Origin of the sequence: uncultured Microbulbifer sp. (assembly GCF_913055755.1) — a bacterium.
In the GTDB taxonomy this organism is placed as follows: domain Bacteria; phylum Pseudomonadota; class Gammaproteobacteria; order Pseudomonadales; family Cellvibrionaceae; genus Microbulbifer.
Genome location: NZ_CAJXKH010000009.1, coordinates 1 through 16,543, shown reverse-complemented (window position 1 = coordinate 16,543; position 16,543 = coordinate 1). Strand labels below are relative to the sequence as shown.

Annotated in this window: 17 protein-coding genes and 1 pseudogene; 13 read left to right on the top strand and 5 right to left on the bottom strand. The window is 53.9% G+C overall.

The window, feature by feature from the left end; all coding sequences use genetic code 11:
• Positions 1-75: 75 nt before the first annotated feature.
• Positions 76-705: a hypothetical protein gene (locus QZ511_RS03355; protein ID WP_295798940.1), complete on the bottom strand. Its 630-nt coding sequence runs from the start codon at positions 703-705 to the stop codon at positions 76-78.
• Positions 706-992: 287 nt separating this feature from the next.
• Complete coding sequence (locus QZ511_RS03350) at positions 993-1,910, bottom strand: helix-turn-helix domain-containing protein (RefSeq protein ID WP_295798938.1); 918 nt, start codon at positions 1,908-1,910, stop codon at positions 993-995.
• A 224-nt stretch (positions 1,911-2,134) separates the two neighbouring features.
• Between QZ511_RS03350 and QZ511_RS03345 the strand changes: the two genes are divergently transcribed.
• The 4 genes and pseudogenes from QZ511_RS03345 (at position 2,135) to QZ511_RS16660 (ending at position 5,443) form a co-directional block, all read left to right on the top strand.
• Entirely contained in the window at positions 2,135-3,655 is a 1,521-nt protein-coding gene (locus QZ511_RS03345) for an aldehyde dehydrogenase family protein (protein ID WP_295798935.1), read from the top strand.
• A gap of 240 nt (positions 3,656-3,895) precedes the next feature.
• Entirely contained in the window at positions 3,896-4,861 is a 966-nt protein-coding gene (locus tag QZ511_RS03340) for a linear amide C-N hydrolase (RefSeq protein WP_295798933.1), read from the top strand.
• 43 nt (positions 4,862-4,904) lie between these two features.
• Positions 4,905-5,144 (top strand): annotated as a pseudogene (locus tag QZ511_RS16665) (amino acid permease); the annotation flags it as partial.
• Positions 5,045-5,443 (top strand): amino acid permease, encoded by a 399-nt coding sequence (locus QZ511_RS16660; protein WP_366935617.1) that lies wholly within the window; start codon positions 5,045-5,047, stop codon positions 5,441-5,443. The pseudogene QZ511_RS16665 and the gene QZ511_RS16660, both read left to right, overlap by 100 nt.
• A 44-nt stretch (positions 5,444-5,487) precedes the next feature.
• Here the strand turns inward: QZ511_RS16660 and QZ511_RS03330 are convergent, their stop codons facing one another.
• Positions 5,488-6,177 carry a glutathione S-transferase family protein gene (locus QZ511_RS03330; protein ID WP_295798927.1) on the bottom strand — a complete coding sequence of 230 codons (690 nt, stop codon included), beginning with the start codon at positions 6,175-6,177 and terminating at the stop codon, positions 5,488-5,490.
• 60 nt (positions 6,178-6,237) lie between these two features.
• Complete coding sequence (locus QZ511_RS03325) at positions 6,238-9,171, bottom strand: pitrilysin family protein (RefSeq protein WP_295798925.1); 2,934 nt, start codon at positions 9,169-9,171, stop codon at positions 6,238-6,240.
• A gap of 613 nt (positions 9,172-9,784) precedes the next feature.
• Here QZ511_RS03325 and QZ511_RS03320 point away from each other — a divergent pair.
• A complete protein-coding gene (locus QZ511_RS03320) occupies positions 9,785-10,165 on the top strand; it encodes a VOC family protein (protein WP_295798923.1) in 381 nt (126 codons plus the stop codon).
• A 30-nt stretch (positions 10,166-10,195) separates the two neighbouring features.
• On the opposite strand, the gene QZ511_RS03315 is transcribed toward QZ511_RS03320, so the two are convergent.
• Complete coding sequence (locus tag QZ511_RS03315) at positions 10,196-11,146, bottom strand: IS110 family transposase (protein ID WP_295798920.1); 951 nt, start codon at positions 11,144-11,146, stop codon at positions 10,196-10,198.
• Positions 11,147-12,423: 1,277 nt separating this feature from the next.
• Between QZ511_RS03315 and QZ511_RS03310 the strand changes: the two genes are divergently transcribed.
• The 8 genes from QZ511_RS03310 to QZ511_RS03275 form a co-directional block, all read left to right on the top strand.
• Complete coding sequence (locus tag QZ511_RS03310) at positions 12,424-12,831, top strand: hypothetical protein (protein ID WP_295798918.1); 408 nt, start codon at positions 12,424-12,426, stop codon at positions 12,829-12,831.
• A complete protein-coding gene (locus QZ511_RS03305) occupies positions 12,824-13,015 on the top strand; it encodes a hypothetical protein (protein ID WP_295798915.1) in 192 nt (63 codons plus the stop codon). Before QZ511_RS03310 ends, QZ511_RS03305 begins: the two co-directional genes overlap by 8 nt.
• 312 nt (positions 13,016-13,327) lie before the next feature.
• On the top strand, positions 13,328-13,606 hold the full coding sequence (locus QZ511_RS03300) for a hypothetical protein (RefSeq protein WP_295798912.1): 279 nt from the start codon (positions 13,328-13,330) through the stop codon (positions 13,604-13,606).
• A gap of 128 nt (positions 13,607-13,734) precedes the next feature.
• Positions 13,735-14,181, top strand: a complete 447-nt coding sequence (locus QZ511_RS03295) for a hypothetical protein (protein WP_295798909.1) — start codon at positions 13,735-13,737, stop codon at positions 14,179-14,181.
• 120 nt (positions 14,182-14,301) lie between these two features.
• A complete protein-coding gene (locus QZ511_RS03290) occupies positions 14,302-14,541 on the top strand; it encodes a hypothetical protein (RefSeq protein ID WP_295798906.1) in 240 nt (79 codons plus the stop codon).
• 83 nt (positions 14,542-14,624) lie between these two features.
• Positions 14,625-15,092 carry a hypothetical protein gene (locus tag QZ511_RS03285; protein ID WP_295798903.1) on the top strand — a complete coding sequence of 156 codons (468 nt, stop codon included), beginning with the start codon at positions 14,625-14,627 and terminating at the stop codon, positions 15,090-15,092.
• A 162-nt stretch (positions 15,093-15,254) separates the two neighbouring features.
• On the top strand, positions 15,255-15,497 hold the full coding sequence (locus tag QZ511_RS03280; RefSeq protein ID WP_295798900.1) for a hypothetical protein: 243 nt from the start codon (positions 15,255-15,257) through the stop codon (positions 15,495-15,497).
• Positions 15,498-15,703: 206 nt separating this feature from the next.
• On the top strand, positions 15,704-16,543 hold an 840-nt coding region (locus tag QZ511_RS03275), incomplete at its 3' end, for a transposase (protein ID WP_295798898.1).

Here is a 16,543-nt window from a genome sequence, read left to right as displayed (position 1 = left end):
GAGAGTCTTCACCTTTTTCGAAGCCGCATATGGTTTTGCCGCATGACTGGCGTCGCGCGGCAAAACCATCAATTACTACGGGCAGTCGGTGCAAAAATTTCCCTTCAGGGTTCCGGTCACGCCACCGAACATACTGTCTCCCTCGGTCAGACTATTAAACTGAATCATCGAGCCCGTGGTTACAATGGTTATTATTCCCGTCGCACCAGCGTATTCTCCTGTGCCGCCAACCACATGATAGTCCACTTCAAGATCAAATCCGGCAATGACTCCCGTTGCATCCGGCCCAGTATTGTTGGATGTGGAAAAAAGGCATCCCAGTATCTGATCTTGCTGGTCACTGGCCGCCTTTAGAAAGATTTGTCCTTTTTTGAAGGTCATAACCACATCTGTCCTCTCCACGACAAAATTTCCGCCGATATTGTCAGTCGTAGTAGATTCGCAGGCGACCCCGGTATTCCCAAGGTCAGACACCGTGTGACTCTGGAACTGTCCCAGGCCACCACCGCCGGCATCCCCGGTGGCGATCGTCGAGACCGTCCGATTTTCCTGATTGTATTTGAAGTTCGAGGTTATAAACGAGCCGCCAAATTCGCCTTTATCAATCACATAATCCTTGGCGTCCGCGGAGCTGGCAAAGCCAACAACGGCGGCCAGTGCTATCGCCATAACTCCGTGAAATTTTCTGCCAACTAATGTCGTCATTGTTTTTCCTTTTGACATTTAAACGCCCTACATTGAGGCAAAATTCCAGCAGCCAGAACAGGGCAATTACAGAGGTAAATCCCAAAGCGGCCGCGGCGTTTTTGGGCAACATCAGAGTAGCCGTGCACGCGGGAAATCCATGAAAAATGACACAGAAAGGAACGCGAAATATCAGAATTGTGGGGCTACATTTTCTTTATCGAAAAAAAGCCCTCGAGGCAGAAAAGAAAGCTAATAGTGGTCGCAGGCCAGCTGGCTCCCGGATTGAGTATTTACCCCAAAGAAAGCTATCGGCGAGTTCCGCGATCACGGGATTCACGATACTGCTTCGGGCTTACCCCGAACTGCTGGTGAAAGCGCCGGCTGAAGTGGCTCAGGTGACGGTAGCCGAGGTCGAAACACACCCGGGTTACGGTTTCGCCGCGGGCCAGGCGGTCGCGCGCCGCCTGCATCCGCAGGTGCTGCTGGAACTCCGCGGGCGTGCACCCCAGGTGCTGTTTGAATTCACTGTAGAAACGGCTGCGGCTCATGCAGGCGATGCGGCTCAGCTGTTCGGTATCCAGGGGCTGGTCCAGGTGTACCTGGATATGGTGGACAGCTGCACCCAGGCCGTTTACCTCCGGGTTGTTCTCGCACATCTTCAGCAAAAAAGTACGCATCTGCTCCCGCAGCATACGCACCACCAGTTCACTCACCCCAAGGTCTACCAGGAAATCCCGGTCGCTGGAATTTTCGCTAAAGGTGGTGACCAGACGCTGTAACAATTCCTGGGTGGCGCGGCTGTGCTGGGCGTGAATCAGTGACTCCGGTCGGTAGCGCCAGTCTTCAAACTCGCGCTGCAGTGGCGCCGCACTGTTCAGGCGCGTGCAGATGGTTTCCACCCGCTCGCGGGCAATCTCAATGGTGAGGCAGGAGGTGGGGGTTTCCATGCGCGCATCGGGGAAGTCGATTTCCACCTTTTCCCCGGGGGCCATCACGAAGGACTCCTGGGGCAGGAACTCCGCCTGGTAATCACCGTGGGCATGCATGATTTTGCGGCCGCTGATCATGCCGCAGTAGAGGAGCTCACCCGCGGACAGGCCGACGCGCTCCGCGGGCAGGTAGGTGTCGTAAATGCTGAGCTCGGAGCTGGGGCCGGCAAACGACACCCGGTTCTCGATCAGTTCCCGCGGCTGCTGGCGACCGCGCACCATCACTTCAGTCATATTTTTATTATCGCTTTGTGTTGTCGCTTTGCGGGCTCTGGATTCAGGGTCAACGAATCTGTACTCAGAGGAAAGTACGTCAACGCCAGAGCCTCTATTTTCATTCCTCGACAGCGGAACAACCGGGTTTGTCACCCGGTTTTCAAGAGTACTCCCCGGATCGACAGATAACAACGCCCCGCAAAACCGGGGGCAGAATAACCAGCCCAAAGAGGAATACAGCGATGATCTATGCACAACCCGGACAGGATGGCGCCCTGCTCAACTTCAAGCCCCGCTACGAGAACTTTATCGGTGGCGAGTGGGTAGCCCCGGTAAATGGCGATTATATGGAGAATATTTCCCCGGTCACCGGCGAGGCCTTCTGCGAGGTACCCCGCTCCAACGCTGCGGATATCGAACTGGCGCTGGATGCGGCCCATGCGGCCAGGGACGCCTGGGGCAAGACCGCCGCGGCAGAGCGCGCCAATGTGCTGCTGAGAATTGCCGACCGCATGGAGCAGAACCTGGAGCTGCTCGCTGTAGCCGAGACCTGGGACAACGGCAAGGCGGTGCGCGAAACCCTCGCCGCCGATATTCCGTTAAGCGCAGATCATTTCCGCTATTTTGCCGGCTGCCTGCGCGCACAGGAAGGCAGCATGGCGGAACTGGACGAGCACACCGTTTCCTACCATATCCACGAGCCCCTGGGCGTGGTCGGCCAGATCATTCCGTGGAACTTCCCGATCCTGATGGCGGCGTGGAAACTGGCACCTGCCCTGGCCGCCGGCAATTGCGTGGTACTGAAGCCCGCGGAACAGACCCCCGTTTCCATCCTGGTGCTGATGGAGCTGATCAGTGACCTGCTGCCCGCGGGCGTGATCAATGTGGTCAACGGCATCGGCGAGGAGGCCGGGCAGGCACTGGCCACCAGCACCCGCATTGCCAAGATTGCCTTTACCGGTTCCACCGCGGTGGGTGGGCATATCCTGAAATGTGCCGCCGACAACCTGATCCCCTCCACCGTCGAGCTGGGCGGCAAGTCCCCCAATATTTATTTTGCCGATGTGATGCAGCAGGAAGAGGCCTACATCAGCAAGTGTGTGGAAGGCCTGGTACTGGCCTTCTTCAACCAGGGCGAAGTGTGCACCTGCCCTTCCCGCGCACTGATCCAGGAATCCATCTACGACGACTTTATGCAGCAGGTGGTGCAGCGCACCAAAGCCATCGTGCGCGGCAACCCGCTGGATACGGAAACCCAGGTCGGCGCCCAGGCATCACTGGAGCAGTTCGACAAGATTCTGACCTATATCGAAATCGGCCAGCGCGAGGGTGCGGAAGTAATCTTTGGCGGCGGTGCGGAAAAACTGGGAGGCGAGTTCCAGAAGGGCTATTACGTGCAGCCCACCCTGCTGAAGGGCCACAACCAGATGCGCATTTTCCAGGAGGAAATTTTCGGCCCGGTGGTGGGTGTCACCACTTTCAAGGACGAGACGGAAGCACTGGCCATCGCCAACGATACGGAATACGGCCTTGGCGCCGGCGTGTGGACCCGGGATATGAACCTCGCCTACCGCATGGGCCGCAATATCCAGGCCGGACGCGTGTGGACCAACTGCTACCACCAGTACCCGGCCCACGCCGCGTTCGGCGGTTACAAGAAATCCGGTATCGGCCGCGAGACTCACAAGCGGGCACTGGAGCACTATCAGCAGACCAAGAACCTGCTGGTGAGCTACGACACCAATCCGCTCGGCTTTTTCTGAATCCACATCCTGTAAGGCATGTTTCGGGGAGCTTCGGCTCCCCCTTTTTTGCCTGGCTCTTTCCCCGATATTTTCTCCGAGTCTGTCGCTCACCTGCCTGGCCCCCGGAGACCATCAGGTCAAGTCCTACACCACAATACCGCGCCAAACCCCACCACAACATCATGGGCCGCCCACGGGCCATCTATGATTTCAGGGTTTTCAGATTAAATACCAGCAGCGCTATCGCGGGAAAACTCTATGTGCACCAGAACGCTATGGCTCGACAGTGACCAGGGCCCCATTGCGGGGCGCAATATGGACTGGGCCCAGAGTCTGGGGACAAATCTCTGGGTCCTGCCGGCGGGCATCGAGCGTACCGGAATCGACAAGGATCCGAACCCGCTGCAATGGCAGTCAAAATACGCGAGTCTGGTGGCAACCGCTTACGATCTGGCAACCGTGGACGGCCTGAATGAAAAGGGCCTGGCCGCACATGTGTTGTGGCTCGCGGAGTCCGATTACGGCGAGCGCGACCCGGCGCAGGCGGGGCTTTCGGTTTCCCTGTGGGCCCAGTTCTATCTGGATCAATTTGACAGCGTGGAGGCCTGTGTCGCCTTTACCGGGGAACACGGGATTCAGGTTCGCCCGCAGGGCGACCCGGTATCCGGCCGCTGGTCCACGGTACACCTGGCACTGAGTGACGCCTCGGGCGATTCCGCCGTAATCGAATTTATCGATGGTGTGGCAAAGGTCCACCACAGCCGCGACTACACCGTAATGACTAACTCCCCACCCTTTGAAGAACAGCTTCAACACCTGGGCAAGTACCAGGGGCTCGGCGGCGACCTGCCGCTGCCGGGCACCACCGAAGCCGCCGACCGCTTCGTGCGCGCCAGCTACTATCTGTCCAGGTTGCCGCCGGCGGACTCGCCGAAGCGGGCCTATGCGGCGCTACTGAGTGTGATGCGCAATGCCGCGCAGCCGTTCGGCGTTGCCGACCCGGCGCGGCCCAATATTTCCATGACCATATGGCGAACGCTGATCGATCTTACGCGCTGTATTTACGCGTTCGAATCCTCATTCAGTCCGGATATTATCTGGGTGCAGATGCACAAACTGGACCTCACTAAAAGCCAGAAGCTGGACCTCAGCCAGGAGGGATTGGTTGGGGATATGAGCAATCAGTTTATCCCGACCCCGGCATTCGAATTTATGTCAGCCTAGCGGGCCTTCAATCCCGGACAAGGCCGTTGCCCGAGGCAAGCGCGTGTCAGACCAGGTCACACTGAAGCGATCCCTGTCCCTGCCGGCAACCAGCTTTTACGGCATCGGCACCATCATCGGTGCCGGTATTTACGCGCTGATTGGCAAGGTGGGAGGGGAGACCGGAACCGCCCTGCCCTATGCATTTTTACTGGCGGGGATCATTGCCGCATTTACCGCGCTGACCTACGCGGAACTTTCCTCGCGCTTTCCCCAGAGCGCGGGTTCCGCCGCCTACATTTTTCAGACCTGGCGCCGCCGGTATTCTCCCGCGTCAACGCCAGAACCCGGACCCCGGTGGCCGCCACGATACTGGTGGCGGGCTGCATCCTGGTATTTGCTCTCTGGCTGCCACTCACGGCACTGGCGAAAATCACCGCATTCATCATGCTGGTAATCTTTGCGCTGCTGAACTTCTCCCTGGTGGTGATCAAATTGCGCCGGGAGCAACCGCAAACGGGAGTAACGCAGTTTCCGCTGTGGTGCCCGGCCGTAGGCTTCCTGCTGTGCGTCGGGCTGATAGCCTTCCAGTTACTGGTGTGAGGGGATCAACACCCGCTCGCAGTCCCATGCTCACAGTCCTACAGTCACTGTGCCAGCACCTTGCGCAACGAGTCCTCGATCTGCCCGCCGCAATAGCCCTGCCCCCAGTCTTCGCGGCGTTTTTCCAGCATTGTCCGAACCGGTTTACGCGCCTCAACTTTCTGCACCAGCTGCGCGATATGCGGCGCGTTTTGCTGCAGATCTTGCGCCAGTGCCGGGAAGGCGTAAACCAGGGTACCGAACAGTGCCGCGGTAGCGATATCCGCCACGGTGATGGTCGATCCCAGCAGGTAGCCGTGGCCGCCCTTCAACCCGTGCTCCAGCCCGGTGTTTTCAAATATCTGCATCCACTCCGACAGCCGGCCATAGCGAAACTCGTCCCAGCTGGTTTTATTCCACATCACCACACCGTGGAAATTGGTGATTTCCAGCAGTACATCGTTACAGTCGAGGAGGGTTTTCAGCGCGAGGGTATGGGCCTCGGCACGCTTTGGCAGGTAATCGTATTCCCGCGCCAGGTGCGCCATGATCGCCGGCATCTGCGCGAAGTATTTCCGCAGCTTCCAGTCGTAGAGGTAAGGCGGCGCCATGCCCGGATTGTGGATGTTGAGACTGTGCTCCGGGTAGATCTCGCTGGCATCGTGGTTGCGGTAACTGGCGCCAACATCCGCCAGTAGCATTTCCACAAACACGCCGCGAAAAGGCAGGTCCCAGTAGTAGAGTTTGTAATCCATGATGCTCCCGGGACCTTTGTATTGAAAAGGCCCGGAAAGCTTCCCGGCCTGATCAAGGGGTTACTCCGTTCCAGGCAACTCGACGGACGCCGCCCGGTCCTTGTCTTTCAGTAAAGTTAGCTCACCCAGGCCCAACTCTTCCAGCCGCTCAAACTGGGTGGCGCGGTCGCCCACGACTACCCAGATCATGGAGCCCGGCTGCATATAGGTGTCGGCAACCTTCTGCACTTTGTTGACCGTCATCCCGTTGGCAACCGCCTCGCGCTCACGCACATAGTCCGCCGGCCAGCCGTAGTGGCTCATGTTCTCCAGCAGGCCCAGCTTGGCGCTGGCGGTTTCGAACGCACGGGTGTTGCTGCGAGTCAGATAGGAGCGCGAAGTATCCAGGTCCTGTTCGGTATAGGTGGGCGCGTAGTCCTTAAGGATATCGTTGATCAGCTGCACCGATTCCGCAGTGACATTGGCGCGCACACCGGTGCCGATCAGGAAATCGCCCCCGGTCTTGCCGCCCTCGACCTGCGAGCGGATACCGTAGGTGTAACCCTTGCCTTCGCGCAACTGCTGGGTGAGACGCGAGGCAAATCCGCCACCACCGAGAATGTAATTGGTAAATACCGCCGGGTAGTAATCCGCGGACAGTGCAGACATGGCCGGGCGACCGATGCGCAGTACCGACTGCTTGGCCCCCGGCACGTCGACAAAATAAATGCCGGGTTTGGCGGGTTTGGATTTTGGCTCGGGGATGGTGACATCTTTAGCCGGCCAGCTTTTCGCAAGACCCTTCGCCCCCGCCAGGAAATCTGCCTGTTTGATATCCCCCACCACATGCAGCCGCGCCACCGATGGTGACAGGTAGCTTTTGTAGTAGGCCTTGAGGTCATCCATGGAAATGGCGGCCACGGATTGCTCGGTGCCGAGGCCGCTGTAACCGCGAATACTGTCCTCGCCGTGCAGCAGGCGCGCGAAGGTCTTGCTGGCAATGGCGTTGGGCTCGGCTTCCGCGCGCTTGATCTGGCTGGTGACGTTCTTCTTTGCCAGAACCAGTTCTTTTTCATCCCAACGCGGCTGCAGCAGCATTTCTTCCAGCAGCGCGAATACCTGATTGAAATTGCGCGCCAGGGTGGTGACATCGAATCGGAACGACTCCTGCCCGGCGGAAACGGTGATACTGGCCCCCAGTTTCTGGATTTCCGTTTCCAGTTCTTCCGGGGTGCGCTTGGCGGTGCCGCGCTCCATCAACATTGCGGTCAGGTTGGCCACACCGGTTTCATCGAGATGCTCCTGCAACTGGCCACCATCGATCACCAAGCTGAACCTGATCGTCGGCACCTCACTGCTTTCGATACCGTAAACCGCCAGGCCATTGGCGAACTTGTCCTGCCACACGTCCGGCACCGCGGTCTGCGCCGGCTTGCCGTAGGCCGGCTCCTTGCTGCGGTCGAAGGTCGAGGGGGTATGTTCGTAATCCGCCTGTGCAGACGCATCGAACTGCGCCTCGGCACCGGTGACAATCTTCTCTTCCACCACCTGCGCCTCGCTGGAATCCGCCAGCGCCAGCGCCTTCTCGCCGCGGGGCACAAAGCTCACCGCCACATACGGCTTGCCCTTGATGTACTGGTTGTAAACCCGCTGCACGTCTTCCGCAGTGACACTCAAAAGACGCTGAACATCCTCGCTCACGTAGCCGGGGTTGTCCGCGTAAACCTGATACTGGGCCAGCTGGAAACCCTTGCCCAGCACACTGGACAGGCTGTTGTAAAAGGCCACTTCCTGCCCGGCCTTGATCCGCTCCAGGTCTTCCTCGGCAATGCCCTCTTTTTCGAACAGCGCAAAAGCCTTCTGGATACCGGCATAGATGTCGTCCAGGTCACGGCCATCGAACGCCTGCACCTCCAGCTGTACCTGTCCCGCCAGTTCGGATTCATAGCCGCCCATGGATACATCCGCGGTCAACTGCTCGTCCTCCACCAGCACCCGGTACAGGGGCGCGCGCTTGCCCTCGGACAGGTATTCCGTCAGCACTGCCAGCGGGTAGCTGTCCGGGTTGTAACGCTCCACCGTCGGCCACGCCAGGGTCAGCTCCGGCTGGCGTGCGAAGTTATCCTCGTAATAGCGGCGCTTGCTCTCTTTCAGTTTCACCAGCTGCGCGGGCGCCTTGTCGATGGGCTCGCCCGAGGGTATCTCGTCGAAGTACCTGTGCACCAGGGCCTTGGCCTGCGCCGGATCGAAATCCCCGGAAACCACCAAGGTCACGTTATTCGGCACATACCAGCGGCGGAAGAAGCCCTTCACATCATCCAGGGTGGCATTGTCCAAATCCTCCAGCGAGCCGATCACCTGCCAGTTGTAGGGGTGGCCCGACGGGTACAGGTTGCGGTCGATCACGTACTGGGTGTGGCCGTAGGGGCGGTTGTCGTAGCTCTGGCGCTTCTCGTTCTTCACCACCTGTTTTTCTTTCGCCAGCACTGGCTCGGTCACCGTATTGATAAACCAGCCCAGCTTGTCCGCCTCCGCCCACAACATTTTCTCCAGCGCGTCTTTCGGCACCGTCTGGTAGTAGTTGGTGACATCACGGGAAGTGGAACCATTGGCCCCGGAACCGCCGATGCGCGCGCTCATCGCATCCAGCCCGCCCTTGCCCAGGTTCTCCGATTCAAGAAACAGCAGGTGCTCGAACAGGTGGGCGAAGCCGGTACGGCCCTCTTTCTCCCGCGCCGAACCCACATGGGCGGTGAGCGATACCGCTACTACCGGATCGGAGCGGTCAATATGGAACAGGACGTTGAGGCCGTTATCCAGCTGGAACTGCTGGTAGTCGATGGAGAAATCGGGGTAGGACTTGGTGGTGGATTGAACCCCGGTTTGCGCCTGGGCTTCGGGTTTGGGGGCATCCTGTTTGGGCTCCGGCTTGGAGCGGTCGCAGCCCATTAAACCGAAGGTAGAGAATGATATAGCCGCCAGCAGGGCGACTGAGGCATTTAGGTTCCTGAACATTTGCGGGGTCCGTGCATTGTTATGCACTGGAAGATAGCAGGAGTGGTGCTCTGCGGCGACGGCGCCGCGACAGCCTGAGCTTAAATTGGGAACAGATGACGCTACTTTGACGGTATCGCTTCACCGCTGGAGGTTATTATCAGCACAACGCCTTACTAGCCCTCGCGAATGCAATAAAACTGCAGGCTTACAAATAAATACATAGGGCACGCCTTCGGCAAATCGAAAGATATCTGAATTTTCGACAGCCCAAATGTAAGTAAGTACAAACTTCGGATATTACAGCCCCTTACACCGTCTCGTCAGGCTCCATCTGACGTGTTATAAAAAGCGCCAAAGGTGAACTAGGTCACACCACAGGCAGCACTTCAGTCAGGGGCACTCTGCTTCCTGTATAGAGCTGTAACAGAGAAAAGAAAAAAACTGTAAATCTCACGCTGAATGAGGGTATCGCAGATACCCGAAACAGTTTGAAGCGATTGCCTCTCTGGATCTGCACATGAATATATCTAGACAGAATGCCTACATATGGATATCTAACCCCAGATCTAGGCATTCTGCCTAGAACTGGGGCTTTTGAATAAAACTGTTATGCACGGTCTGGAAAGGAACCATGAATTTAAATCAGGTAACACTTCCTGTAACTGATATGAAGTTGGCTACTGATTTCTATAGGAAGTTGGGATTTCTGCAAATAGTAGATACAGATCATTATTCGCGTTTTCAGTGCCCGGAAGGCGAGTCATCATTCTCGCTTAGTCTAGAAGATAAGAAATTTTCAAACGGAAGTGTCATTTACTTCGAGCATGAAAATCTTGATGAATGGGTTAGAGAGTTAGAATCAAAAGGCATTCATTTTGATGAATCTCCAAGTGATAAAAGTTATCTTTGGAGAGAAGCTGTTCTACATGATCCCTCGGGCAATAAAATAAAATTATACTGGGCGGGTGAGAACAGGCTGAATCCACCGTGGCGCGTTGAAATCAGTGCATAACAAGCGACTGTGGTGTCAACCACCCCAAATTTAAGTTGCACACCATGCTTGTTTTTCTCGAATCATCGCGTTCAGAATAGTGATGAATTTCCGCATACACGCGGTCAAGGCAACTTTCTTGTGCTTCCCTTGGGCCACTAAGTTTTTGTAGAAAGCCTTGATCGCAGGGTTGCATTGAGTTGCGCTCAGTGTCGCCATATAAAGCGTTGTCCGGACCGAAGCTCGTCCTCCCTGGATCCGTCGCTTCCCTCGCATCTTTCCGCTATCTCGATTGATCGGTGCGACACCGACGAGCGCAGACGCCTGTTTATTTGTCAGGCTTCCAAGTTCTGGCATGTCGGCTAACAGGGTGAACGCAAGCGTTTTCCCGACACCTGGTGCGGACTCCAGAATCTCTCGCTTCTCTGACCATTCCGATTCCGCTTCTACGAGCTTCTCAAGCCGCTTTTCGACCCAGGCAATCTCAACATCAAAGTACTTTATCAGTCTGCGGCAGGAGCGCTTGATCCCACCGTCCATAATGTGTCGACGATTGATCTCTTGAGTCCGAAGACTCAGTATTTGACGGCGCCTGGCGAGTAAGTCTTTGATCGCTATAAGGTTTTTACTTTTTTCAGGTGTCACGCGAGGCTTGATTACCGCCGCATACTCTGCAATTACCTGAGCGTCAATACGATCCGTCTTCGCCAGCTGCTCTATAGCGCCAGCATACTTCCTGACAGAAGTGGGCTTCGCTACACATACCGGTAAGCCTCTATCATAGGCGGCTTCCGCCAGTGCGAATTCGTATCTGCCGGTCGCCTCCATAACGATTCGTTCAACGTGATATCGTGAGAGACGGTTCATTAGTGATCGGATGCCTTCTGGCGTGTTCTCCACCTGCCATACCAGCTCCTTTTCGTGGATGCAGATATCCAAACTCCACTTCCCAACATCGACACCGACATTAACCCTGGACTTCGTTAGCTTTCGGTTTGTCATGATGACTCTTCCTTGCTAAATTCGGGCTCGAGGCCCATTCGACTGTTCGAGTTTGTAAATCGGGTCGGCCCGGCGCCCACGCTTGTTAACGGTCTTTAGACCTATCGCTCATCGGGCTGCCGGGCCGGTAACTTATGGTGGTAAGTTACGGGTCTCACCTTACCGAATATTTGGGGAATTAGGCCATACAAGGCGCTGCAGGCCGACAGCTTACTTTGTGCACTTTTTGCGCGGTCGCTGTCGCTCCCATTTTCGCGCAAAACGCGCACAAAGTAAGCTGCGGCTGAGCGCGGCGTTAGCGTATCGTAAGAAAAAATTTTTGTAGTGATCCAAAGGTACGTATAAAGATAATTGAAGAAAGCCCGTGTCAAAGGAAGTTTGGGCTCGGAAAGCCCGGAGAATAAGGATTCATGGCCTGTAACAAACAGCTTGCCTTTCGCCTGCTTGCACAAAAAATAGGAAAAGGCTTCTGTAAAAAAAGGTGTAATCTTTAAGCGCTTTTAGAGCATCAAAGTCAGCATGATGATTAAAAATGCAGCTGAGAAATGAATATTCGCGAGTGTTCAGGTTCTGCGCAGTTGCGCAGGCCGCTAAAAACGGGGGCAATATTCGTGGTGCTGAAAGGTGGCATGTTCTTCCCAGACTAAATCACGGGGTTTACGCTAACAAGGCCAGGCAGTTCGCTCCGGGCCTGCGGCCCTCCACGGGACAGCTTACCTTGTGCACGTTTTGCGCGGGTCGCTGCGCTCCCATTATCGCGCAAAACGCGCACAAGGTAAGCTGCCCCTGCTGGCGGCGTTATGCATCAACAGCATGAAATGTAGAATAATCTTAATAAGTTGTGTTGCGTTTTCTGGGTGTACTCAATTTTTTGTAGGAGATGGGATGTTCCAGATTGAGGGCGCAGCCCCTGGAGACTGCATATTGGCAGTATCTGAGCCAGGAATTAAACCCGCTGCACATAACGTTCGAGAAGTGCACGGAGAATTTAGCCACGATTTTGTAGTGTCACCCGTGAGCAAGCGATACTACGCATCTCTGTCTTGCGACGGACGTTCTGTAAAAGAGCGTACATTTATTTATCCAAATGAAATTGGGGTTGGCGGTGTGCTTAAAATATAGCCTTGTGGTTCAAATACATAACAAGCAGCGGCAGAGCGACAGCCAACACTACGCGCCTTTTGTGTTACTCGCTGTCGCTCAAACATTAACACAAAAGGCGCTCCGCGTTGGCTGCGCCTGCGCTGGGCGTTATGCATCATCAGAGTGAGAACAACATGTCAGAAGGAATTGCAACAACATATGCAAAGGCAATCGATGATTTGGCCGGTAAAATATTCATTCCTGGCTTAATTGCATCGTTGGTCGTAGAGCTTGGTCCTTGGTATCAAAGGAGTCAGGAAGCCGGCCTCATTGAAACATACATGGTATTCGCAGTAGTAGGATTTCTACTATCCTTTGCTATTTTTGGTGTCCTGAGTTTCATTTATGTAAATGTCAAATATGGAGAAAGAATTGCACCTATATTGTCAGTTTTTTTAATGCCAATTGGGTTTGCCGCGCTTTTTCCAAGTTATTTTTCAGGGTTCTCAGTGCCATTAAGTGAAGTCTCAGGGGTTGCTATCTTGGCTTGGTCTTTCGTCCTTTTAGGCAAGGAGTCCGTAGGTGCATCGCAAAATGCATAACAAACAGCGGCAGAGCGACAGCCAACGCTACGCACCTTTTGTGTTACTCGCTGCCGCTCAAACATTAACACAAAATGTGCTCCGCGCCGGCTGCGCCTGCGCTGGGCGTTATGGCATGAGGCCATTCAATTTAAAAAGGAGAAGTCATGAAGGAATCATTGAAATGTTGGTGGTCTACGGCTGAAGCACATGAAAAAAATGCGTTAATCGTGTTGGGTGTAATTTCAGTCGGTATCTTTCTTTTCGCATCAGGGATTTCAGTAGGTAGAGTTGTAGGATCGCTTTTATGATTATAGCGAGCTTAAGAGGCGTGCTATCAGTGGTGGTCGCAGCAAAAGAGCGCTGAATTTAGGGCATAGTACACCGGCCATAACAAGCAGCGGCAGAGCGACAGCCAACGCTACGCGCCTTTTGTGTTACTCGCTGGCGCTCAAACATTAACACAAAAGGAGCTCCGCGCTGGCTGCGCCTGCGCTGGGCGTTAAGTTCCAAAACTATGATCGAACACTATTCAATAGTTGAAAAATTCGAGATCGCGAATAGAGGTGTAGTCGTAGCAATAGATGGAATCACTGATCGGGTGCCAGGAAGAGCTTACAAAGTGGAAATACGAGGAGCTTCCGGAGGGTCTATCGTTACGGAGGCATTTAAAGAGTGGCTGTTACGTAGAAATCCAACTCCAATAGAAAAAGAAGCTTACACGCTTAGAGGGGTACACAAATCAGATGTGCCAGAAAATGCAGTTTTGGTGTTCACTGAAGGCCCAGGAACTTAACAATTCGTTGCAGGGGACGTGCTACAATATGCACCTTTTGCGCGGGTCGCTGCGCTCCCATTATCGCGCAAAAAGTGCATATTGTAGCACGCCCCTGAACTCGGCGTTTATGGCTTCAGAGAGTGCCAATGATAAGAATCTATTTTTTAACAATCGCTACTCTTCTAATCAGCTTGACGGCCCAAGCTGGTGAACCAATTAGTTGCAATATCACGGATTCCAGGCATGCGGTTTACTATAGAGATATTTCGCGGGCCAAATTCGGGAAAGAAGTAGATATTAAAGCAGTGCTTCGAGAAAAATTACTCAAGCATGCAAAGGAAGTCGAGCGCATAGCGAATTGGGATAGGAAATACAGTGGCCCCGATGAGGAGTATATTCCTGTATTAATTGGGATATTGGATCAGAGTGCAGGGCTAAATCGCGAGTTCTCATGCTTTTGGGACCTCGTGGAAGAAGGCGATATTGTCCGTGAATTTAAAGACAAAGAGCCAATGGTTTTTAGGGAAGGCTATGGCCTTTTTAGAAAGGGTAAATTAATTGCCTATTTTTACTCAGGTATCGGGGTGGTGTGAGCCATAACAAAGCAATGCAGCCGACGTCTTACTTTGTGCACTTTTTGCACGGTCGCTGCGCTCCCATTATCGTGCAAAAAGCACACAAAGTAAGCCGCGGCTGATTGCGGCGTTAGGCAAGTGGCCAAAGTCATGGAGAAATATAAATACAATATTTTCGGCAGAGAAGTCCTGATTGAAAGAAGCCAAAATCGCTGGGCAACTTTCTACCAGGGTTCAGAAGGTAAGCGCCGAAATGCAGAAATATTTGTACCGCCAGAAATTACGGAAGTTGAGTTAACTCAGTATCTGACAGATCTTTGTCATGAGTGGGCAACTGAAAGGCATCCGTCAGTGGTGCGTCTGGGGGAAAATAAGTAAATTGGCATTCGTAGGGCATCCTGCCTAACAAGGCCGGGCAGCCAGGCTCCGGGCCTGCGGCCCTCCGCGGGACAGCTTACCTTGTGCGCGTTTTGCGCGGGTCGCTGCGCTCCCATTTTCGCGCAAAACGCGCACAAGGTAAGCTGCCCCTGCCGGCGGCGTTAAGTGATATGAGATATTTATCAACAATAGTACTTGCATTAACCCTCTTGTATCCGATATCAAGTGTGGCAATCGATAGAGCGTTCCATCCTTCTGTGGCATCGGCAGAGGCAGATATTGAAGGCCTAGGGAGAGTCGAAGTTGTAAGGCTCATGTATAAAGATGAGCGTACAGGCCAAGAAATGCCTACGTATGCACATTATTTAGTGTTATATGATGTGGAGCCGGTCATTATCGATAAAATTGATGGGCATACACCAAAAATTCAAATAGAAAATAACATAATTACTATTTTCTATCATGCCGGCGGCAATGCGTATCTATATAAAAAATACAAAGTTAAAGATCGCGAAATTACCCTCATAGGGAAAGGCAATGCCCGCACTTAACAAGGCCAAGCAGTTTGCTCCGGGCCTTCGGCCCTCCGCGGGACGTCCAACGCTGTGCACCTTTTGCGCGGTCGCTGTCGCTCCCATTATTGCGCAAAAGGCGCACAACGTTGGCCGCCCCTGTTGGCGGCGTTAAGCATTCTTAGTCCGGAGAGAGAATCCGTGGAAGAAGTAATTGGTGGTGTATTTAGATTTCTCGGGCGATTTATCGTTGAGGTAATCTTTACTACTGTCTTCGAGATTATGTTTCAATTTCCAGGGAGCATCATTTGCAAGGCATTCACAAAAGAAGGTAAGAAGCCAAATGGTTTTCTTGTAGTGATTACCAGTATTTTGTTTTGGTTGTTGGTGGTTGCTTTGGGTTATTTCGCATATCTCACGCTTTCTAGTGGGCCCAATGCTTAACAAACGCAAGCAGGATGCTACGGCCCTTCGGGCCTCCGCGGGACGCCCAACGCTATGCACGTTTTGTGCGGGTCGCTGCGCTCCCAGTTTCGCACAAAATGTGCATAGCATTGGTCGCCCCTGTTGCGGGCGTTCTGGCTGTAGAAAAACTCTAAAAACCTAGCGTTTTTTGATAAAGTTGAGGGGTCAATCTCCGAGTCCTCTCAATGCCGAACTTCAAGCCACATAACTACAACCAAAGCGCGATGGTTGTAATCAATTTCGAAGAGCAGTTGCAGCCCAACACCTTCGAATACACCCTCCATCACCTGATCGATCATCGTATCAACCTCTCCCTTTTCTACGATAAGTACAAGAATGACGCCGGTGGACGTGCGGCATACGACCCGGCCATTCTCCTGAAAGTGATCTTGTTCGCCTATTCCAAGGGGATAACCTCCAGCCGTGAGATTCAGTGGCAGTGTGAGCACAATATAATTTTCAAAGCCTTGTCTTGTGACAGCGTTCCACATTTCACCAGCATTGCGAGCTTTGTGAGCAGCTACCCTGATGCAATAGAATCGGTCTTTGAGCAGGTACTGATGGTTTGCGACCAAGAGGGGCTCTTGGGTAATGAGCTCTTGGCGATCGATGGCTGCAAGATTTCCTCGAATGCCAGTAAGGCGCATTCAGGTACTTTCAAGGAGCTTGAGCAGAAGCAGGCGAAAATTCGGAAGAAGATCCGCCACTGTCTCTCGGAGCACAAGAAACTAGACGGCAGGAAACCCGCGGAGCGGGAGCGCAAGCAACGTCTGGAGCAGGCAAACAAGACTCTGGAAAAGCACTTTGAGAAGATTGACAACTTCCTAAAGACACAAGCCCCAAGGATGGGGCAGGGCAAAAAACTGAGCGAAGTAAAAAGTAACATCACCGACAATGAGTCGGCGAAGATGACGACTAGCAAAGGTACCATCCAGGGCTATAACGGTATCGCCGCGGTCGACAAGAAACACCAGATCATTGTGGAGGCGCAGGCCTTCGGCGAAGGGCAGGAAACTCACACATTA

Excerpts from the sequence above, each read along its gene's own strand:
- QZ511_RS03355 (WP_295798940.1), bottom strand. The coding sequence starts at position 705 with ATGACGACATTAGTTGGCAGAAAATTTCACGGAGTTATGGCGATAGCA.
- QZ511_RS03350 (WP_295798938.1), bottom strand. The coding sequence starts at position 1,910 with ATGACTGAAGTGATGGTGCGCGGTCGCCAGCAGCCGCGGGAACTGATC.
- QZ511_RS03345 (WP_295798935.1), top strand. The coding sequence starts at position 2,135 with ATGATCTATGCACAACCCGGACAGGATGGCGCCCTGCTCAACTTCAAG.
- QZ511_RS03340 (WP_295798933.1), top strand. The coding sequence starts at position 3,896 with ATGTGCACCAGAACGCTATGGCTCGACAGTGACCAGGGCCCCATTGCG.
- QZ511_RS03330 (WP_295798927.1), bottom strand. The coding sequence starts at position 6,177 with ATGGATTACAAACTCTACTACTGGGACCTGCCTTTTCGCGGCGTGTTT.
- QZ511_RS03325 (WP_295798925.1), bottom strand. The coding sequence starts at position 9,171 with ATGTTCAGGAACCTAAATGCCTCAGTCGCCCTGCTGGCGGCTATATCA.
- QZ511_RS03320 (WP_295798923.1), top strand. The coding sequence starts at position 9,785 with ATGAATTTAAATCAGGTAACACTTCCTGTAACTGATATGAAGTTGGCT.
- QZ511_RS03315 (WP_295798920.1), bottom strand. The coding sequence starts at position 11,146 with ATGACAAACCGAAAGCTAACGAAGTCCAGGGTTAATGTCGGTGTCGAT.
- QZ511_RS03310 (WP_295798918.1), top strand. The coding sequence starts at position 12,424 with ATGTCAGAAGGAATTGCAACAACATATGCAAAGGCAATCGATGATTTG.
- QZ511_RS03305 (WP_295798915.1), top strand. The coding sequence starts at position 12,824 with ATGCATAACAAACAGCGGCAGAGCGACAGCCAACGCTACGCACCTTTT.
- QZ511_RS03300 (WP_295798912.1), top strand. The coding sequence starts at position 13,328 with ATGATCGAACACTATTCAATAGTTGAAAAATTCGAGATCGCGAATAGA.
- QZ511_RS03295 (WP_295798909.1), top strand. The coding sequence starts at position 13,735 with ATGATAAGAATCTATTTTTTAACAATCGCTACTCTTCTAATCAGCTTG.